The organism is Oceanobacillus aidingensis (assembly GCF_042654105.1).
GTDB classification, from domain to species: domain Bacteria; phylum Bacillota; class Bacilli; order Bacillales; family Amphibacillaceae; genus Oceanobacillus; species Oceanobacillus oncorhynchi.
This window is the reverse complement of sequence record NZ_JBHSFT010000014.1, coordinates 197,849-215,079: the sequence shown is the minus strand read 5'-3', so window position 1 is coordinate 215,079 and position 17,231 is coordinate 197,849. Positions and strand designations below refer to the sequence as shown.

The window sequence follows — 17,231 nt, the reverse complement described above, 5'->3', positions numbered from 1 at the left end:
TCTAAAATAAAATTATTTCCGCTGCGTAGTCAGACCATTTACGGCAGTCTGGTAGAAACTCTGGGCCATATCCCCGAAATTATACGCATTTCTATTAAGTTCACATCATTATATTACTAATGCACCTCCTATTTGTCAATAAAACACGAACAAAAACATTCTTTTTCATCTTAACATTCGTCGATAGACTTTCCCACGTAACATAAAGCCGCTATTTTATACATTAAAAACATAGAAATGCTGTAATGACAGCTTTTCTATGTTTTTTCTAACACGTCTAATTAATCGCACGATACATTTTACGTATATTGTCGTATTTCAGGCGGTACGTAACTGGAAATAAACGCTTCAATTTCTTCCAGAGAATCAGAGAATAAAATGCGTTCTCTGTCCTGCATGGATAAAAAGCCGTTTTCCACCATTTCATCGTAAACCCTTGCTAAACTGTCATAATACCCATTCTGGTTAAAGAGAATGCACGGGTTATTATTCTGCCCCACTCTTGACCAGGATATCACTTCAGCTATTTCTTCCAGCGTTCCCGGCCCGCCTGGAAGGGCTATGTAGCAATCACCCAATGATATCATTTTATTCTTTCGTACAGTCATTGAATCAACAATTTCTAATGTCGTTAACTTTGGATGACTTAGCTCTCTTTCCACTAAGAAGTCAGGAATAACTCCAATCGCTTCTCCTTTGTTCGCCAATACCTCATCCGCAACGACACCCATTAAACCAGCTTTTCCGCCGCCGTAAACCAACGTGTGCTTCTTTTCAGCAATCCACTTTCCAACCCGCTTAGCCGCTTTCTGATAGGCTGGATCTGTACCAAGACTTGCCCCGCAATACACAGCAATATGCATATAAATCCCCCTTCTAATCCATCTCTTTTTTCTAGTAAACATAACTTATTTTACAATGTAACCCTGACTTGATTCAATATGCTGTATACTAATAATCAAAATCATTAGAAGGGTGATAAAAACATGAACTGTATATTCGTCCATGGTCTTGGTCAAAATGCTGCCAGCTGGCAAAGAATTATTGATTATATAGAAACAGGCTCTCACCAAATAGCTTCTCCTGACCTATTTCTATCTCTTGAAGAAGGGAAAGTCGATTATCATCATCTATACCAGCGTTTTTACGATTATTGTGAACGTCTTAAGGGCCCGGTTCACCTGTGCGGTCTTTCCTTAGGGGCCATCCTTTCTTTAAATTATGCAATCGATCGCCCGAAGAAGGTCCAATCTCTTATTTTAATAAATGCACAGTATAAAATGCCCCGCTTTCTTCTCTCACTTCAAAATGTCGTTTTTCGGATGCTCCCCAGCCCGGTTTTTCAAAAAATGGGGCTGCCTAAAAAGGATGTGATTCAATTAACTACATCCATGAAGCAATTAGATTTCAGCAGGGAATTAGCAGATATATCATGTCCAACGCTTATTCTGTGCGGGGAAAAAGATAAGCCCAATAAAAAAGCTGCGGAACAGCTAAGCAGCCTGATAAATGGTGCAAGCTTAAAAATAATCAGGAAAGCCGGACATGAAGCTAACACAGATAATCCGAAAGAGCTTGCAGAAATAATAAATGATTTCTGGAATACCTCCGTATCATATCCGTCTAAACATGAAAGTGTGTAAAAAACTGCATACAGCAGAAGCGCCCAAGCTTCCTGTTGTATGCAGTCTTTTATTTTGAAACATGTCATTATCGCAAGGCCTGCTTCACCTGCCGGATATAGTAGAAACGAACAATAAAGAAATACACGATTTGAATAGCTAAAAACATTCCGAGTACCATTGCCGATTCCTTTACCAGACTGTAGAAGAACATATTGGAAAGCGCCGTTAATGCGACAGCTCCATGAACCAGCGCAACAGCAATCGGCGCAAAGAAAAGAAGCGCGGTTTGTCTGTTCAATACTTTTTTCAATTCCTTCTCGGTTAATCCCATTTTCGTGATTGCCTGGAATTTCTTTTTATCTTCATCTAAATCAGAGTAGAGTCGGAAATAGAGAAAGCTTCCAGCCGATACGAAAAAGACGATTCCGATAAATAAGCCGACGAACAGGATGGGTCCATACATTTTATTGATAACATATTCTTCATACTCACCAATCCGGATTCCCTCTGTAGATAACGCATCATCTAATTTTTCTGCTACGCCTAAAGGAATTTCTTTATCCTCTGTCTCCTGCCAAGCATAGTAGTTTTCCTCCATAGCAGGCTCAGGCAGGCTCTCGAAATCATGATCGGAAACAACATAATATTTTTGGGTAGCAGGCAGTATACTAGATTCTACCAGCTGTACTGGCTCTAAAACAGTGTTTCCCAGCTCCAGCTCCGCATCCTTTAATATTTCCGCTTCCTCTTTATTCGAATTATCCCCGCCGATATTAAGAAAAATAACTTCAGGTCCCATCAAAGCCGGAGCACCGTCTTCTATCTGAACCGTTTCATTATCACTTAATTCCGCAATTCGGTTATAATCTGACTCCTTTGTAACCATAACCTGCGATTCATCAGGCAGCTCATAATAATGGAGCGTTACCTGCTCTTTATCCACGTCAACATTTGCTTCCCGCAGCGTTTCATCAATATACGAAACATTCGCTTCCTCATTTCCTGTATCATAGTCCTGATAAGAAATCGTAGTTTGGTTCATCTGCTTGATTCCTGCAGTGATATACGATTGAAACCCATACAGCGATCCAATCGCACTAAAAGCGACGGTTGAAATAATCGCTACTAAGAAAAATGATCTTGCATTGTCCTTCATCCTAAACGATAGATCGGATAAAAGAATCATATTTGTTTTATACCAGAATACATTCTCTTTCTTTTTTAACCGCCGGATGATAAATACACTTAATTGGGTGAACAGAAGATAGGTGCCAATAATCACGACAATAACAACTGGAACCAGTGCGGCAATCACCTTTAATCCATCGACTGTTACAGCAACCACATATCCTGTTCCGAGCAAAAGCACTGCCAGAATGGTTAAAAATAAGTTTGCTTTCGGCTCCCCTTTTGACTTTTTATCGCCCTTGATTAAATCAATCAATTTCCGGCTTCGTAAAATATATGATACAAATAAAGAAATCAGGAAAAATAGCACCATAAAGCAGCCAAAGGTAATCAAAATAGGCTGTGTTGGAAAATAAAATGGCAGTTCATTATCAATAATGAGTACATTTTCAGCAATCAATAAGATACCTTTAGAAAAAACCAGTCCTAATCCAATACCGCCAATCGTAGCCAGCAAACCGATAAACATATTTTCCAGGAAAACCATCGAGCGGATTTGTTTCATGCTCATTCCTTGAATCATCAATAAGCCGAATTCTCTTTTCCTTGATTGCAGGAAAGAACTCATCGAGTAAAGCACAAAGAAAAAAGAAAATACATAGATAATCCCTGCGGCAACATTCATTCCAAAGCTGACATAGGAATCCATATTATTTCCTGTCAGCTGCGGATGAGAAGCAAAAATAGAAAAGGTAAAGAAAACCATCACGGTAAAAAGGCTGGTTAGAAAATACGCAGCATAAAGCCGTTTATTCCGGACGACATTATTAAACGCGAACTGACGAAAAGTCATTGGAATCCCCTCCCATTAATGAGAGTGTGTCGATAATCTTTTGGAAAAACGCCTGCCGGTTATCGCCGCGGTGAATTTCGGAATAAAACTTTCCGTCCCGGATAAATACCACACGATTACAATAACTCGCAGCCTGCGGATCATGCGTAACCAAAAGCATTGTTGTCTTTTCCTTTTCATTAATGGATTCCAGCAATTCCATCACATCTTTAGAGGACTTGGAATCCAGGTTTCCCGTCGGTTCATCTGCCAAGAGCAGCTTTGGCGTATGAATCATTGCCCGGGCAACAGCTGCCCTCTGCGCCTGCCCGCCGGAAATTTCATAGGTTCGTTTATTCATGATTTCCGTTATCCCCAGCTTCGCAGCAATTTCCTTTGCCTTTTTCTTCATTTCACTTACCTTTTTGCCATCAAGAGTTAACGGCAGCACCATATTCTCTTCCACGGTCAGTGTGTGGAGCAGGTTAAAATCCTGAAAGACAAACCCTAATTCCCGTCTGCGGAATTGAGCAAGCTTTTCTTTTTTGAGACGATGCGGGTCCTTCCCGTTAATTAAGATTTCCCCTGTCGTCGGTTCGTCAATCGTAGCAATCATATTTAACAACGTTGTCTTACCGCTTCCAGACGGCCCCATAATTCCTACAAATTCATTATCCTCTACGGTCAAATCAATATCTGACAAAGCACGGTAGGAGACTTTGCCTTCATAAACTTTACTGACTTGTCTTACTTTCAACATATAAATCCTTCCTTCCTTATCATTTCATTTAACCATAGTATATCGCTGCTCTTAAGGAAGAAACTATCGAAATTTCTTTCAATTACCTTACAGCATTGTAAGATAAGTATCTATTGTTTTAAAGAGATTTTCCTCCGTGCATCATCTTAATTCGTCTTTTCAATTACCAAAATCTATTTTTTACCTTTTGATTTCCCAATCTTCTGATTATTTTTTTACTAATAATGCATATTGAAACAAGCAATATTCATAACATTATTAAGGTAGATTATATTTTCACAAGGAGGAACTAATGAGCGATAACAATCATAATCCGCAACAAGGAAAACGTCATCCTGTTCCAAAAACAGAAGCAGCAGATAACAAGCACGCGACACGCCAACATAACTCATCCAACACTTCCGGCCCGATGCACTCCCAAACGGTTGGTAAAGATGGTCCGATATTGGAACAGGATAACATTTTGCATGAAACACTGGAAACCTTCATTCACGAGAAGATTATCGAACGTCCTTTACATGTGAAAGGGTATGGTGCATTTGGGTATTTCGAAACACTGAACAGCATGAGTAAATACACAAAGCTTCCTTTTCTTCAGCATGCTGGCCAAACCGTTCCTGTCGCGGTTCGTTTTTCACTTGGAGCGAGCAATAAAGGCACCCCGGATACCTCGCGAAACATACGTGGATTTTCAACGAAGTTCTATACAGACGACGGGATTTTTGACCTTATTTGTAATGATATCCCCGTCTTTTTATTGCGTGATCCGATGCGTTTCCCAGAAAGTATCAAAGCTCTTTCCCCATCACCTAAGAACAACCTGATGGATCCGAATTCGCTTTGGGAATTTGTCGCCAGGCACCCGGAGTCCACCCATTTTATCGTCCGTCTCTTTTCTAACCAGGGCACAGCTAAAAGTTTTCGGCGAATCCCCGCTAACAGCGTCAGTACGTACGTGTGGCGAAACGCAGAAGGAAAACGGCATTATATTAAATACCAGTGGATTCCATTTGAGGGTGTACAATTCATTACAAGCAGCGAGGCAGATAAAATTGCAGCGGCCAATCCGGATTATTCCGGAGAAGATCTCTACAACACGATTGCAGACGGGAGCTTAGTAGAATACGGACTGTATGTACAAATGATGAATCCTAAAGATGCGGGGCAGCTTCCGTTCGATCCGCTTGATGATACGAAAGTATGGGATCCAAAGATGTTTCCTTTTCACCCTGTCGGAAAGATGGTGCTTAATCGCAATCCAGACGATTATATGGAGCAGGTGGAAAAGCTTGCGTTCTCCCCGTCAAACTTGCTGGACGGAGCAGAATTGTCCGATGATAAAATCGTACAAGGGCGGGCGAATGTATATTGGGATTCGCAGCGCTATCGTATCGGACCGCGGTTCCGAGATGTGCCGGTAAATGATCAGAAGCATTGGAAGCCAAGCAATTTACAGACGAGCGGAGAAGGCAGGTATGTGGAAGGCGAGCTCATACGCTCGGATATTGTAAAGCAGGATGATTTTACCCAGGCAGGGGAATACTATCAATCTTTATCGCAAACAGGAAAAACGCAGCTTGTCTCGAATCTGGTTACTGGACTGACAGGAGTACGGCGAGACTTGCAGGCAAAGGCAATAGAGTATTTTTCGCTTGCTTCTCCTCAGCTTGGCGAACGCGTAGAGGATGGATTACGATCCTAACACATAGCATGACATCTGCCACAGCAGCATCATTGCGGCAGATGTCATTTCTTTTATATACTATTTTACTTTATATTCATCGCTTTTGCGTTTCCGAAAAAAGAATCCGGAACGTGGTGCCCTCTCCCACCCTTGACTCAAATTCAATCCGATGATGGAGATACTCCACGGATTCTTTGATTAAATACAATCCCATTCCGGTAGATTCTCTAAATTTCCTGCCGTTCTCACCAGTATAAAAAGCATCAAAAATACGTCTCTTATCCGCTTCCGGAATCCCGACACCAAAATCCTTCACTTCCAACACAGCTTCTTTCTCCCTTTCATAAATAGAGATAAGAATGGAATTGCTTTTGTCTGCGGAGTACTTTACAGCATTTAAAACAAGCTGGGTCAGGATAAAGTAAAGCCACTTTTCATCTGACTGTACTGTCAACCCTTCCGTTCGTTCTTCCACTTTAGGATAAACCTTATTGCGTATGTAGAATCGTTTGTTTTCACCGTTTACCTCATGGACCAATGATTTCAAATGTATCGGCTTGATATGAAAATCCTGCTCAATTGTCCGCAGCCTTGCCATATAAAGAATTGTATTTAATCCCGATTTCATCCGCTCCGTTTCCTCTCGAATACTGGAGGAGTCTGGCTCATCCAGATTCTGTGCGGTAAGCTCAATGACAGAGATAGGTGTTTTCATTTGATGCACCCACTGATCCATCAGCTTAAGATGCTCCTCCCTTTCCTTTTCAATGGTATTGATCTGCTGCTGATACTGTTTATACTGACTTCGCAACAAATCGTTCATTGCTTCGGAAACAGGATGCGGACTGCTTTTCTGCAAGGATTCATCTAAGGTTTCCATCGGATGGCTTAAACGGTGATAAAATGTCCGGCGGCTGAAATACTGATAAAAAAGATAGCAGACAAGAAAAAAGAATCCAATAAAAATCGCGTACAATGCCGGCAGTAAATTCCGGTAGCCATCCAGCCAGTAAATAAGCAGGATAGCCGTAAACTGCACGATATTAAGTAAAATCAATAAAGCATGTTCCTTTAAAAATAACTTCATTTTCAACCTCCTTTAAGAGGATGTTCAAAATGCCCAATGAAAATGACTTTTTGAACACGCATGGTAAACATCTGCTTCAAACTTCACGACTGAGAAAAACAAGCCTTTCTATTTCTTTAAAGCCATTTCTTTTATAAAATGCTTCTGCCGGTATTCCCCGGTCCGTCAAAAGAGAAATAGCAGTAATTTCATTTGAATCTATCACTTTCTCCAAATGAGTAAGGAGCTCCTTCCCTATTCCTTTATTTTGTCTGTCCGTATCTACACACATTTCATTGATAAAAAACTCATCGCCATTCCACCAAGCCCGGCGTGTCCCAAAAATAAATCCAATAATCTCTTCATTTTCTATCGCTGACACACCAAAAAATCCAGGAGTCCGGTAAAAATCTGCCAGATACTGTTTGGCTTTTTCTAACGTCCATTTATCATTCCATGGTTCCCCATTAAAAACGGTTAAAAATAATTTACTGCATGAAATCAAATCTGCTTCCACAACGGATTTAAATTGCATAGGAATCCTCCCCATTTACATTATTCTTCTTTCAACAGGCTTTTTAAGCGGTAGCCGACTCCTCTAACCGTCTCCACTCCATCTGCAATCCCGACAGACTGCAGCTTTTTCCGCACTCTTGTTATATTGACGTTCAATGTGTTTTCATCCACATAGGTCTGGTCGTCCCAAAGCTTCTCCAGCAAATCTTCCCTGCCGGCAACACGCGGATAACGATTCATTAAGGTTTCCATAATATCCGCTTCTTTTTTTGATAAAAACGTATCCTCTCCGGCGAAGGTTAATTCCAGCCGTTCCGGGGAAAGCTTTAACCCTTCCACCTCTAAGAAACGCTCCTTTGCGTCCTGAGCATACGCTCCATATGCCCGGCGCAGCTGACTGCGTATTTTTGCCATCACGATTTCCGCACTGAACGGTTTTGTAATAAAATCATCGCCTCCGTTTTCCAGCGCCATTACCTGGTCCATCTCTCCTGTGCGGGCAGAAATAAAAATGACCGGACAGGTAGACAGCTGGCGAATTTGCCTGCACCAATAAAAACCATCATAGCTTGGTAAATTAATATCCAGAAGCACTAAGTCAGGCTTTTCCTCTTGAAATACTTCCATGATCCGTTCAAAATCCATGATAAAAGACACCCGATAACCATATTTTTCAATATAATCCTGCAGATGCTTTGCAATCTTCGGGTCATCTTCTACAATCATAATGGTTTGCATCCGTATCCCCCCTCCCCGTTTTTAACTAATTATGGCACAGATTGGATGGAACCACAAAAATAGAGAAAGCATTTTCACCTTACAATTCTGTAAGCTAATTGTAAGAGAAAGCGATTTTTTCAATCTGCCTCCTTCTTTACAATAAAGATTAGAATAAAGCACGTAAAAAAGGAGTGTCATGATATGAAAAAAGCAGTACAAAGTATTGATTGGAATACTCATTCTCTTCACCCTCGCCGCTGTTGCCATCCAAAAGACGACAGCCGGCATCATTCCATTAACAGACTGGTTGTTACAGCATCCGATAGAAACCTATTATGCAGAAACAGCTGATGATAATTACGAAAAGCTGTGGACCGGCAATTACAAGTATGTCTTTTCAGGGTATAACGCGGATGGCAAAGAACAGCAAATCACAAAAGTAATCGATAGAGAGCTCCGGCCAGGTGCTTTTCTGCGCATTGATGCATCGGGCAGCTATGGAAAAGGCTGGACAGAGGTAAGAGAAGAGGATGTTTCAGAAGAAGCGCTGCTGCAGTTAAATTAAGAACTGGAAGTTTCCAATGCTATATCGGAATATTTTACTTTCAAAAAACAGGAGTAGTTCCATGACAATTGGAAATTACTCCTGTTTCGATATCATATTTATTTGTGTTTATTACTCTTCCGTTTCCTCCAATGAATCCGGAGACTCATCTGCACCAAGCTCTGGTTCAAGTTCTTCCAGTCCATCAGCTCCGCCTGCTCCGGGCTCCGGATAAATATCTTCCGGTCCTTCATCAAATGCCGGCGGATTTGGCGGTGCAGAAGCATTATTGCTAATTCGGACCTCCACCGTATACGTCATGGGCACAAATTCATTAAATACCCCCATATCCACGACGGTTCCCTTTACTTCCGGGGAATCAACATACTTTACAATATAGTTGATGTCCGCACCCTTTGATTGATATTCCTCATAAAACAGTCTTGGCAAATCCCCTTCTGTCTGTCCTCGGAAATCATGCAAATATGGTCTGCCCTGAGAGTACGTTACGGTAACATCCTTGTCATCTTTATTTGTCAGCTTTGTATCTGCTTCAACAGATTGTGAAATCAGCGTTCCATAGGCAACGTCTGCATGAAAAGCATGTTTTACGGTGACATTTAAATCTGGATAATTCATCGCTGCTTCTTCCGCAGTTACCCCTCCAAAATTCGGAACGACCACTGCTTTACCGGCTGATACAACCACTTCCATCTCGTCTCTTTTCGCGATTTTCTCATCCGCCGGTTCACTTTGACTGATAATATTTCCTTCTTCGACGCTGTCCGAATCAGCCTCTTCATAGGTCATCTCAATTTCATTGGTCTCTGCCCATTTTTCCACTTCTTCTTTGGCAGCTCCGGTAAAATCAGGGATAGTAATATTCTTTTCGAAAACTTCTTCCCCTCTTGAATAATAGACAGCAGCACTATCCTTCCGTTTGTATTCCGATTCATCAATACTGCTATCCTTGATGGAAAACTGAATAAAGCCCCCCGCTTCGATATCATCACTATATTCTGTGACCAGCTGCAGGTTTTCTGCTTTATTTTCTTCAATCCAGATTTGTGCTTCTTCTTGGGACATCTCTGAAAAATCAACCAGCGGAATAACTTCTTCTGGATCAGCACCTAAACTGCTGGTTAATTGCAGCGTTTTTCCTTTTTTAATCTTGTCCCCTTCAGAAACACTTTGTGAAATAACATGGTTCGCATCATGCTCCATGCTGTATTCCTGTTCTAATTCGATTTCCACATCGTTCTCCTCAGCCCAGGCCCGCACATCTGCCACAGGCTGACCCTCAAAATTTTCTACCTTCACATGAACAAGCAGATAATAAATGAAGAAAATCAGGATACAAGCCAAAACGGCTCCAGAAATAAGCAGCCACATCCGGCGTTTTTTCTTCCTCCGGTAATCTAAGTCAATTTCCACTTCTTCTTCTGCATCTTGACGGCGGCCGCTTCTGGAGGAAAGAGAGGAAGAAGCAGGGACGGGCTCATGCTTTTTATATACGGGCTCTTCCTTTTCCACAGCAGAAGCCTGTTCCTCGTGCTTCTGCTGCGGTACTTTTTCTTCCTGTTTCTGTTCTTTCTTATTGTCACTGCTCTTTATTTCCTTGTCTTCTTTTTCATTTACCAGATCATCATATTTATCTTTATTAAACTTGGATAAAAAATCACTCATAGGAAGACAGAACACCCTTCCTCAATTGGAAAGCCTGATCAGACTGTTCGGCAATTTCATTGGAGTGAGTTACCACAATGACACATTTTCCATGCTCATGTGCCAATTTTTTAAAGATATCAATGATTTCCTGCTCCATCTCTTCATCAAGATTTCCAGTAGGTTCATCGGCAAGAATTAATTCCACGTTCGTTGCCAGCGCACGGGCAATGGCAACACGCTGCTGCTCTCCCCCGGACAGCTGATTAACCAGACGGTCTGCTTTATTTTTTACAATCCCGATATAATCCAGCAAATTATACGCTACGGTTTTGGTATCATCCGGAATTTCATTTTCCGTGATTGACATCGGGACCAGTACGTTTTCAATAGCTGTAAAAGTCGGAATTAAATTATAGCTTTGAAAAATAATCCCCACATTATTACGACGGTATTTTTCATATCCAATTTTCTTAATATTCTCCTCGTTAAATAACACTTCTCCGCTATGCGGTGAATCCAACGCACTGAGCAAGGATAACAAGGTTGTCTTTCCTGAGCCGGACTGCCCTAAAATCGTATAAAACTTTCCCTTCTCAAAAGAGATAGATGTATCCTTTAAAATATAACGGCGCTGTTCGCCGTCCTGATAATAATAATTTAAATCCTTTGCTTCTAATATCATCTTCTCACCTCACCATCACATCAGTATTTTCTTTGGATTCAACCGGACAATATAAATCAGCGGGATAATCGTTGAAATCAAAATCGTTAACAGACCGATTCCATAAAAACCGAGCACATAGCTGGAATTAAGACTGACCTCATATGAATCTATCACATCTTCTGCCGTCAAATTGGTTTCTATCCCTTCATAATAAATAACACCTTCATAGCTTTCTTCTTGCGTATCATCTGCTTTCATCATCGTATCTGATACTTGCCCTGCTAAGAGATTTCCAGTAAATAATGATAATGTAATACCAACAAAGGCAACGACGATTACTTCAATTAAAATCTGTCCGACAACCTTACCCCGCTTCTCACCTAAGGATAAGTAAATCCCTAATTCACGCTTGCGGTCCCGCAAAAATAGTAAAACGACTAATCCAGTAATGAGTACGGTCGCAATCACAGCCACTAATAAAACATATTTTGACAGCGTGGACATGGATTCCATCGGTCCTGAAATATCATCATATTGGTCACTTGCGCTAATTACCGTATAAAGCTCCGGCAATAACGGCGCCACCTCTTCTTCAAATGGCTCTATGTCCTCTGGATTATTTAAGTAATAGATTGGCGTATAGTATTCCATCGACTCTTCTTCCAGCATTTCAGCAATTTCCGGATCGTCTTCAGCATATACCTCCCAGTAATACTGTTCTTCGGCAGATATAATGGCATTAGGAACATATACGGTATTCTGATAGTCGATATCCTCCATCAGGAACATATCGCTATCTTCCTCTTTACTCTCTGTCTCTTCCTTTCCAGATTGCGGATCGAATAATCCAATCACTTCTAAAACAATATCTCTGGAATCCAATACGGTCTCTTCACCCGTCTCTTCCGAGTAATCATACACAGCACTTAATAATGTAAATGTATCTCCTACCTCTAAATTATTTTGCTCTGCCAGTTTTTGAGAAATGATTGCCACGGACGTGCCATTCTCAATCTCTTCCTCTGTAAACACCCGTCCGTCTGCTAACTCCCCTTTTCCTTCTTCAAAATCAATAACTGGAGCGTAATTGATCCCTTTCAGGCTAAAAGGGATATTATCTTCATCCCCATACATAACATCCTCTTCCAGTTCTTCTTGATAAGGTTCTATACTCTCTGACCCCATCCAGGTGGTCATGCTGTAATCATAGTATTTCACATAAGGAAGCTCGCCAATCTGCTTAATCAGATCAACGCCCAGCTCTTCCATCTCCAAGGTTTCCAGTTCTTCCTCAGACATGGACTCCCATGCTTTATAATCCATGTCAACCGTTGCTGCAGTACCCAGTCTCTCTTTAATGGTGGTCTCTACATTGCCGGTTGCCTGCTGAATCGCAATAGCTCCAGAAATCAAATTTCCTAAAATAAAAATAACTGCAAGTAAAATTAAAGACTTTCCTTTTTTTCTAGTAATCTCTAAAAAAGCCCGTTTCATAAAATTCATAACTAACCCCCTCAACAACTTCTAACAATAAATTCTTTTTAAGTATAAATATTACAATTATAATAAAGTAACTATCCAAGCTACTACTTGAATATAACCCCTCACCTCGTTCTAATGATGTATTTTTGTCATACTGTATTAATACACTAAGACACATATTTAAATGTATTATATTCTTAATACAGAAGAAAAACAATAATTTTTTTAAAATATACAAAATTTTCTTTTCCTTAGGATGGAACGGAAATGATTTTTCGTAAATACGCGTACATCGGAAATTAACATGTGCTTTTGCATTAATAGAGTGGGCTCTTTAACGTAAGAAAACTTTTTGGTAGAGTTAAAGAATGAATATAAACGAAGTTGATTAAATCATTTAAAGGAGAGAAAGATTTTGAAGAAGGTTCTAGTATTTATACTTTGTGATTTTTTTCTTTTGGCAGCCTTATCCGCTTGTCAAAAAGAATATACCGGCGAATACACCGAGTGGGGAGAAAAGACAAACAGCAATGCTACGGAATTGTTAGAAAACCATGATATACCTTACGAAATAAGAAATGAAATCATCTATACTCCGGAAGATGCTTTTGATGCAGCTATTTATTGTTGTTCTTAGAAAAAATGAAACTAATCATATTGAGGTGATAAAGTTGTTTATAAAGGGAGTAAATCATTTTTTATTTTCTGTTTCTGATTTGGAAAAGTCCATACGTTTTTACCAGAATGTGTTTGATGCTAAATTACTGGTCAAGGGAAGAAGCACAGCTTATTTTGATTTAAATGGCATGTGGCTGGCTCTTAATTTGGAGAAGGACATACCCCGGAATGAAATAAGCCAATCCTATACACATATTGCTTTTTCCATTGAAGAAGCTGATTTTGACAGCATATATAACAAATTAGAGGAATTAGACGTAAATATGTTAACGGGCCGTCCCAGGGATGAAAAAGATAAGAAATCGATCTATTTTACAGACCCTGATGGTCATAAGTTTGAATTTCATACTGGCACGTTACAGGACAGAATGAATTATTATAAGCAGGAAAAGCCTCATATGGAGTTTTATATTTAAACGGATAGCGTTGTTTGTTTCGCTGCTTCTCCTATTCGAAACATGTTCATCTATGGATCTTTTTCACTATTAGCACGAACAGCCACGTTATGATAATTTTAAAGCCCAGCATTCTAAATAACAAAAAAACAAGCTATCTCAGATATTCCCACCCGAGATAGCTTGTTATGTTGCTCTAAATATTTTCCTGTCTTAACGTCTCCAAAATACTATCCTTCTTCAATTTCGACATCGAGTATAGCATGGCTGCTCCAACAATCAGGAATACAGATAGAATCGCAATGCCAATATACATCCATGGAATGTTGAAGCTGTAATCAAAGGCGTATTGTGTCTGCCAGTAAATAATATACATTACCACGAAACTGATTGGCAGCCCATAGAGCAAGGATTTTATTCCATAAAACAGGCTCTCAAAATAAATCATTTTACGAAAAGCTTTTGGCGTCATGCCAATCGATTTCATCGTTGCAAACTCTCTTCTCCGCAGAGCAATACTTGTTGAAATGGTATTAAAGATATTAGCAACGGAAATCAATGTAATCAGGATGATAAAACCGTAAACAAAAATAGACAGCACCCGTGCGAATTGTTCATTATCCTGCCTGACTTCATACTGATTGTAAATAGATACCTCATCCGCAATCCCCAGCGCTTCTATATCCTCTTGCGCCTGGTCCGGATCATCAGAGGTGACATATATCTCGGATAAACTTGTTCTTTCATTTGGAAATGATTCCATTGTATTCTCAAGCACTTGCTCCGGTACAATAAGATAAATAGTGTTCGAATCGGCATAGGAATTTCCAACGGGATATTGATTCGTCAGACCAAGCAGCTCGATGTCTTCTCCCTGTTCGAAGTTCCAATCGTCTCTTTCTTCATTGTAGCTGTTCACTTGAAGCGGCAGCATATCACCCGTATCCACTTTTAACATATCTGTTTCGATGTATTGCGTGCCATCATTATAGGTGACATGGTTTACTAAAACACCGCGAAAATCACTTTCTGTCCTATCTGTTATATCATTATCGGCTAGATATTGTTCCCAATCCTCATCAGATAAGCCCACTAATTCCAGGTAATACGGGAGACCTTCTGCTGTTTCAGGAGTTCCATCCCTATTTTCATAGTTCTCTCCAGCCATTTGCTCTGGAAAATACGCCTGAAGCTGGGCTGTTTTGTAAATGAAACTTTCCTCCACACTATCTAAATCTTGTATGTCTTGATAGATTTCCCACAAAGGATTGGAATCATCTATTTCTCCCGTGCCGCTAATGGAAATATCATATTCCAGTTCCTCCGACAGTACTTCATATGATTTTGTCAGCGAATTGGTATAGAACCCTACAGTTAAGAACAGAATAACGCTGATCATGAGTGAAAAAACAGTCACCTGGTAACGTTTCTTATGTCTCTTTAAATTCTTCAAAGCAATTTCCGCTTCATAGCCAAAGAGTTTACGGACGATACGGTTTGTTTTCACTTTCTTTTTCGTTAATTTGACATCCTTTGCCTGACGGATAGCATCAATTGCCGTTACTTTAGATGCTCTGACTGCAGGTATCCATGCAGAAATTAAAATGGTCATCATAGAAACTCCGACAGCTATCCCGATTAAAGGAAGAGTAACAACCAGCCGGAAATCTGTCTCAAGCCCTACATTTTGTAAAATCTGATTCACATAATGCAGCGTGATGCCAATGCCGGCAAAACCCGCTCCAATTCCAATAGGAATACTGATCAATCCGATTAAGAGCCCTTCAAATAATACGGAATTTCTTTTTTGCCGTTTCGTTGCTCCAACGCTCGCAAGCATCCCTAAATACCGTGATCTTTCTGATACAGAGATAGCAAATGCATTATAAATTAAAGCCATTGAACCAATTACGATAATCAGCATAATAACCGTTAATAATCCGGATAAAGTAGAAACCGTCCCGCTGTTCAAGGAAACAAGGTACGTATTCAATAAAGTCGTGTTAAAATTATACGCATCATCCGCTACATCCAATTCTTGCGCCAGCAAATCTACATCATCGAAAAGGGTTATCCCTAAATCATTCACTTTTACAAAAGCACGGTCCACCACAGATGACGCTTGTGCATCCGTATAAGCTAACACGGTATATCCTGGAGACCACGGCTCGTCCCATATCGGTTCTTCGATTTCACCAACAATGGTAAAGCTGTATTCGGTTTGCTCACGTAATTCTTCATCTAATTGCCCTTCAATAACCAAAAGGGAATCATTTTGGCCTAACGCACGATTTTCCATACCTTCCGTTCCTGTATAACGTCTTTCTCCTATGTCTAACTCAATCGTATCTCCAATTTGGTAATCAAAATCCTGTCTCTTTAATTCCTCAGAGATCACTACCTCCTTTTCACTTGCCGGGAGCCGGCCTTTCGTCAGATTCACTTGCATCTGCTCCATAGCCGTTTCATCCATGCCCCGGACATACAGGTATCTTTTCAATAATTGGTCATTCAACGGTGCATACCCATATTCCTTCATCACACCGACAGAACCTGTATTGGCATCGGTTTGAATTTTTTCCAGCTGCTCTGAATTGAGCTGATCCATGCTGTAATGCCAATTTCCTTCATTAGCAATCGCATCCCGCTGCTGCATATCTATAAAAGAAATTCCCAGGGAAGCTACTCCTGTAATCATCGCAACAGAAATAATGACACCAATGATAGTAATAAGCGTTCTTCGTTTATTTTCTTTTAAATGCCTTAACGTAACTTTATTGACAATATTCATTTGCGAATCACCTCGTCCTTGGCGATCACACCATCCTCAATGGAAATAATCCGATCAGCCTGAAGGGCAATTCGTTCATCATGGGTAATGACGACCAATGTCTGGTGATATGATTTATTAAATAGTTTTAATAAATCAATGATTTCTTTACTATTCTTACTGTCTAAATTCCCCGTCGGCTCATCCGCAAGAATAATAGACGGATTACTGATTAGAGCTCTGCCAATGGATACACGCTGCTGCTGGCCCCCAGATAGCTGATTCGGTAAATAATCTAATCGGTCTTTAAGCCCAAGAATCTCTATCAATTCCTTAAAGTGCTTTTTTTCCACCTGATGAGAATCTAACAGCATTGGCAACGTAATGTTTTCCTCAACAGTTAAAATCGGCAGGAGATTGTAAAACTGATAAATTAAGCCAATCTGTCTCCTGCGAAAAACAGCTAACTGTGTTTCATTTAATTCATAGATATCTGTATTCTCTATAAATACCTTGCCATCCGTCGGCCGGTCCACACCACCCAGCAAATGAAGCAGTGTCGATTTCCCGGAACCAGACGGTCCAATAATTGCTACAAACTCCCCCTGCTCCACGGAAAATGATACATTATCCAATGCTTTTACTGCCGTGTCACCTTTTCCGTACACTTTAGACAAATTTTCAACCCGCATTAATTCC

The 17,231-nt window shown here is 40.3% G+C and carries 16 protein-coding genes and 1 riboswitch; of the genes, 5 read left to right on the top strand and 11 right to left on the bottom strand.

Annotated elements, in window-relative coordinates; translation table 11 throughout:
- Positions 1–6: 6 nt before the first annotated feature.
- Positions 7–107: riboswitch (purine riboswitch) on the bottom strand.
- 192 nt (positions 108–299) lie between these two features.
- A complete protein-coding gene (locus tag ACFO3P_RS10565; protein ID WP_042532995.1) occupies positions 300–863 on the bottom strand; it encodes an LOG family protein in 564 nt (187 codons plus the stop codon).
- Between the two features lie 123 nt (positions 864–986).
- Here ACFO3P_RS10565 and ACFO3P_RS10560 point away from each other — a divergent pair, with 123 nt between their 5' ends.
- A complete protein-coding gene (locus tag ACFO3P_RS10560; protein ID WP_289584855.1) occupies positions 987–1,643 on the top strand; it encodes an alpha/beta fold hydrolase in 657 nt (218 codons plus the stop codon).
- 67 nt (positions 1,644–1,710) lie between these two features.
- Here ACFO3P_RS10560 and ACFO3P_RS10555 read toward each other — a convergent pair whose 3' ends face one another.
- Complete coding sequence (locus ACFO3P_RS10555; protein ID WP_042532991.1) at positions 1,711–3,606, bottom strand: ABC transporter permease; 1,896 nt, start codon at positions 3,604–3,606, stop codon at positions 1,711–1,713.
- Positions 3,581–4,345 (bottom strand): ABC transporter ATP-binding protein, encoded by a 765-nt coding sequence (locus tag ACFO3P_RS10550; protein ID WP_042532989.1) that lies wholly within the window; start codon positions 4,343–4,345, stop codon positions 3,581–3,583. The genes ACFO3P_RS10555 and ACFO3P_RS10550 overlap by 26 nt, the downstream gene beginning before the upstream one ends.
- A 292-nt stretch (positions 4,346–4,637) precedes the next feature.
- On the opposite strand from ACFO3P_RS10550, the gene ACFO3P_RS10545 reads away from it, so the two are divergent.
- Positions 4,638–6,047: a catalase gene (locus tag ACFO3P_RS10545; protein ID WP_193063885.1), complete on the top strand. Its 1,410-nt coding sequence runs from the start codon at positions 4,638–4,640 to the stop codon at positions 6,045–6,047.
- A 76-nt stretch (positions 6,048–6,123) separates the two neighbouring features.
- Here the strand turns inward: ACFO3P_RS10545 and ACFO3P_RS10540 are convergent, their stop codons facing one another.
- The 3 genes from ACFO3P_RS10540 to ACFO3P_RS10530 form a co-directional block, all read right to left on the bottom strand.
- Complete coding sequence (locus ACFO3P_RS10540) at positions 6,124–7,116, bottom strand: sensor histidine kinase (protein WP_042532987.1); 993 nt, start codon at positions 7,114–7,116, stop codon at positions 6,124–6,126.
- A 76-nt stretch (positions 7,117–7,192) separates the two neighbouring features.
- Positions 7,193–7,630, bottom strand: a complete 438-nt coding sequence (locus ACFO3P_RS10535) for a GNAT family N-acetyltransferase (RefSeq protein ID WP_042532985.1) — start codon at positions 7,628–7,630, stop codon at positions 7,193–7,195.
- Positions 7,631–7,650: 20 nt separating this feature from the next.
- Positions 7,651–8,349: a response regulator transcription factor gene (locus tag ACFO3P_RS10530; RefSeq protein WP_042532982.1), complete on the bottom strand. Its 699-nt coding sequence runs from the start codon at positions 8,347–8,349 to the stop codon at positions 7,651–7,653.
- Between the two features lie 205 nt (positions 8,350–8,554).
- On the opposite strand from ACFO3P_RS10530, the gene ACFO3P_RS10525 reads away from it, so the two are divergent.
- Positions 8,555–8,896, top strand: coding sequence for a DUF1093 domain-containing protein (locus ACFO3P_RS10525; protein WP_193063886.1), 342 nt, complete (start codon positions 8,555–8,557; stop codon positions 8,894–8,896).
- 111 nt (positions 8,897–9,007) lie between these two features.
- Here the strand turns inward: ACFO3P_RS10525 and ACFO3P_RS10520 are convergent, their stop codons facing one another.
- Genes ACFO3P_RS10520 through ACFO3P_RS10510 form a run of 3 tightly spaced genes read right to left on the bottom strand, consistent with a single transcriptional unit; the run spans position 9,008 to position 12,710 of the window.
- Entirely contained in the window at positions 9,008–10,561 is a 1,554-nt protein-coding gene (locus tag ACFO3P_RS10520; RefSeq protein WP_042532978.1) for a PASTA domain-containing protein, read from the bottom strand.
- Positions 10,554–11,225 (bottom strand): ABC transporter ATP-binding protein, encoded by a 672-nt coding sequence (locus ACFO3P_RS10515; RefSeq protein WP_193063887.1) that lies wholly within the window; start codon positions 11,223–11,225, stop codon positions 10,554–10,556. The genes ACFO3P_RS10520 and ACFO3P_RS10515 overlap by 8 nt, the downstream gene beginning before the upstream one ends.
- 15 nt (positions 11,226–11,240) lie before the next feature.
- Positions 11,241–12,710, bottom strand: a complete 1,470-nt coding sequence (locus ACFO3P_RS10510) for an ABC transporter permease (RefSeq protein ID WP_193063888.1) — start codon at positions 12,708–12,710, stop codon at positions 11,241–11,243.
- A 394-nt stretch (positions 12,711–13,104) separates the two neighbouring features.
- Between ACFO3P_RS10510 and ACFO3P_RS10505 the strand changes: the two genes are divergently transcribed.
- Complete coding sequence (locus tag ACFO3P_RS10505) at positions 13,105–13,326, top strand: hypothetical protein (protein ID WP_193063889.1); 222 nt, start codon at positions 13,105–13,107, stop codon at positions 13,324–13,326.
- A 34-nt stretch (positions 13,327–13,360) separates the two neighbouring features.
- Positions 13,361–13,783: a FosM family fosfomycin resistance protein gene (fosM, locus tag ACFO3P_RS10500; protein ID WP_042536117.1), complete on the top strand. Its 423-nt coding sequence runs from the start codon at positions 13,361–13,363 to the stop codon at positions 13,781–13,783.
- A 175-nt stretch (positions 13,784–13,958) separates the two neighbouring features.
- Here fosM and ACFO3P_RS10495 read toward each other — a convergent pair whose 3' ends face one another.
- Both ACFO3P_RS10495 and ACFO3P_RS10490 read right to left on the bottom strand, forming a co-directional pair.
- Positions 13,959–16,553: an ABC transporter permease gene (locus tag ACFO3P_RS10495; protein ID WP_193063890.1), complete on the bottom strand. Its 2,595-nt coding sequence runs from the start codon at positions 16,551–16,553 to the stop codon at positions 13,959–13,961.
- Positions 16,550–17,224, bottom strand: coding sequence for an ABC transporter ATP-binding protein (locus ACFO3P_RS10490; protein WP_226894902.1), 675 nt, complete (start codon positions 17,222–17,224; stop codon positions 16,550–16,552). The genes ACFO3P_RS10495 and ACFO3P_RS10490 overlap by 4 nt, the downstream gene beginning before the upstream one ends.
- Between the last annotated feature and the right edge of the window lie 7 nt (positions 17,225–17,231).

Excerpts from the sequence above, each read along its gene's own strand:
- ACFO3P_RS10490 (WP_226894902.1), bottom strand. The coding sequence starts at position 17,224 with ATGCGGGTTGAAAATTTGTCTAAAGTGTACGGAAAAGGTGACACGGCA.
- ACFO3P_RS10535 (WP_042532985.1), bottom strand. The coding sequence starts at position 7,630 with ATGCAATTTAAATCCGTTGTGGAAGCAGATTTGATTTCATGCAGTAAA.
- ACFO3P_RS10530 (WP_042532982.1), bottom strand. The coding sequence starts at position 8,349 with ATGCAAACCATTATGATTGTAGAAGATGACCCGAAGATTGCAAAGCAT.
- ACFO3P_RS10520 (WP_042532978.1), bottom strand. The coding sequence starts at position 10,561 with ATGAGTGATTTTTTATCCAAGTTTAATAAAGATAAATATGATGATCTG.
- ACFO3P_RS10540 (WP_042532987.1), bottom strand. The coding sequence starts at position 7,116 with ATGAAGTTATTTTTAAAGGAACATGCTTTATTGATTTTACTTAATATC.
- ACFO3P_RS10495 (WP_193063890.1), bottom strand. The coding sequence starts at position 16,553 with ATGAATATTGTCAATAAAGTTACGTTAAGGCATTTAAAAGAAAATAAA.
- ACFO3P_RS10565 (WP_042532995.1), bottom strand. The coding sequence starts at position 863 with ATGCATATTGCTGTGTATTGCGGGGCAAGTCTTGGTACAGATCCAGCC.
- ACFO3P_RS10510 (WP_193063888.1), bottom strand. The coding sequence starts at position 12,710 with ATGAATTTTATGAAACGGGCTTTTTTAGAGATTACTAGAAAAAAAGGA.
- ACFO3P_RS10555 (WP_042532991.1), bottom strand. The coding sequence starts at position 3,606 with ATGACTTTTCGTCAGTTCGCGTTTAATAATGTCGTCCGGAATAAACGG.
- ACFO3P_RS10560 (WP_289584855.1), top strand. The coding sequence starts at position 987 with ATGAACTGTATATTCGTCCATGGTCTTGGTCAAAATGCTGCCAGCTGG.
- ACFO3P_RS10545 (WP_193063885.1), top strand. The coding sequence starts at position 4,638 with ATGAGCGATAACAATCATAATCCGCAACAAGGAAAACGTCATCCTGTT.
- ACFO3P_RS10550 (WP_042532989.1), bottom strand. The coding sequence starts at position 4,345 with ATGTTGAAAGTAAGACAAGTCAGTAAAGTTTATGAAGGCAAAGTCTCC.
- ACFO3P_RS10515 (WP_193063887.1), bottom strand. The coding sequence starts at position 11,225 with ATGATATTAGAAGCAAAGGATTTAAATTATTATTATCAGGACGGCGAA.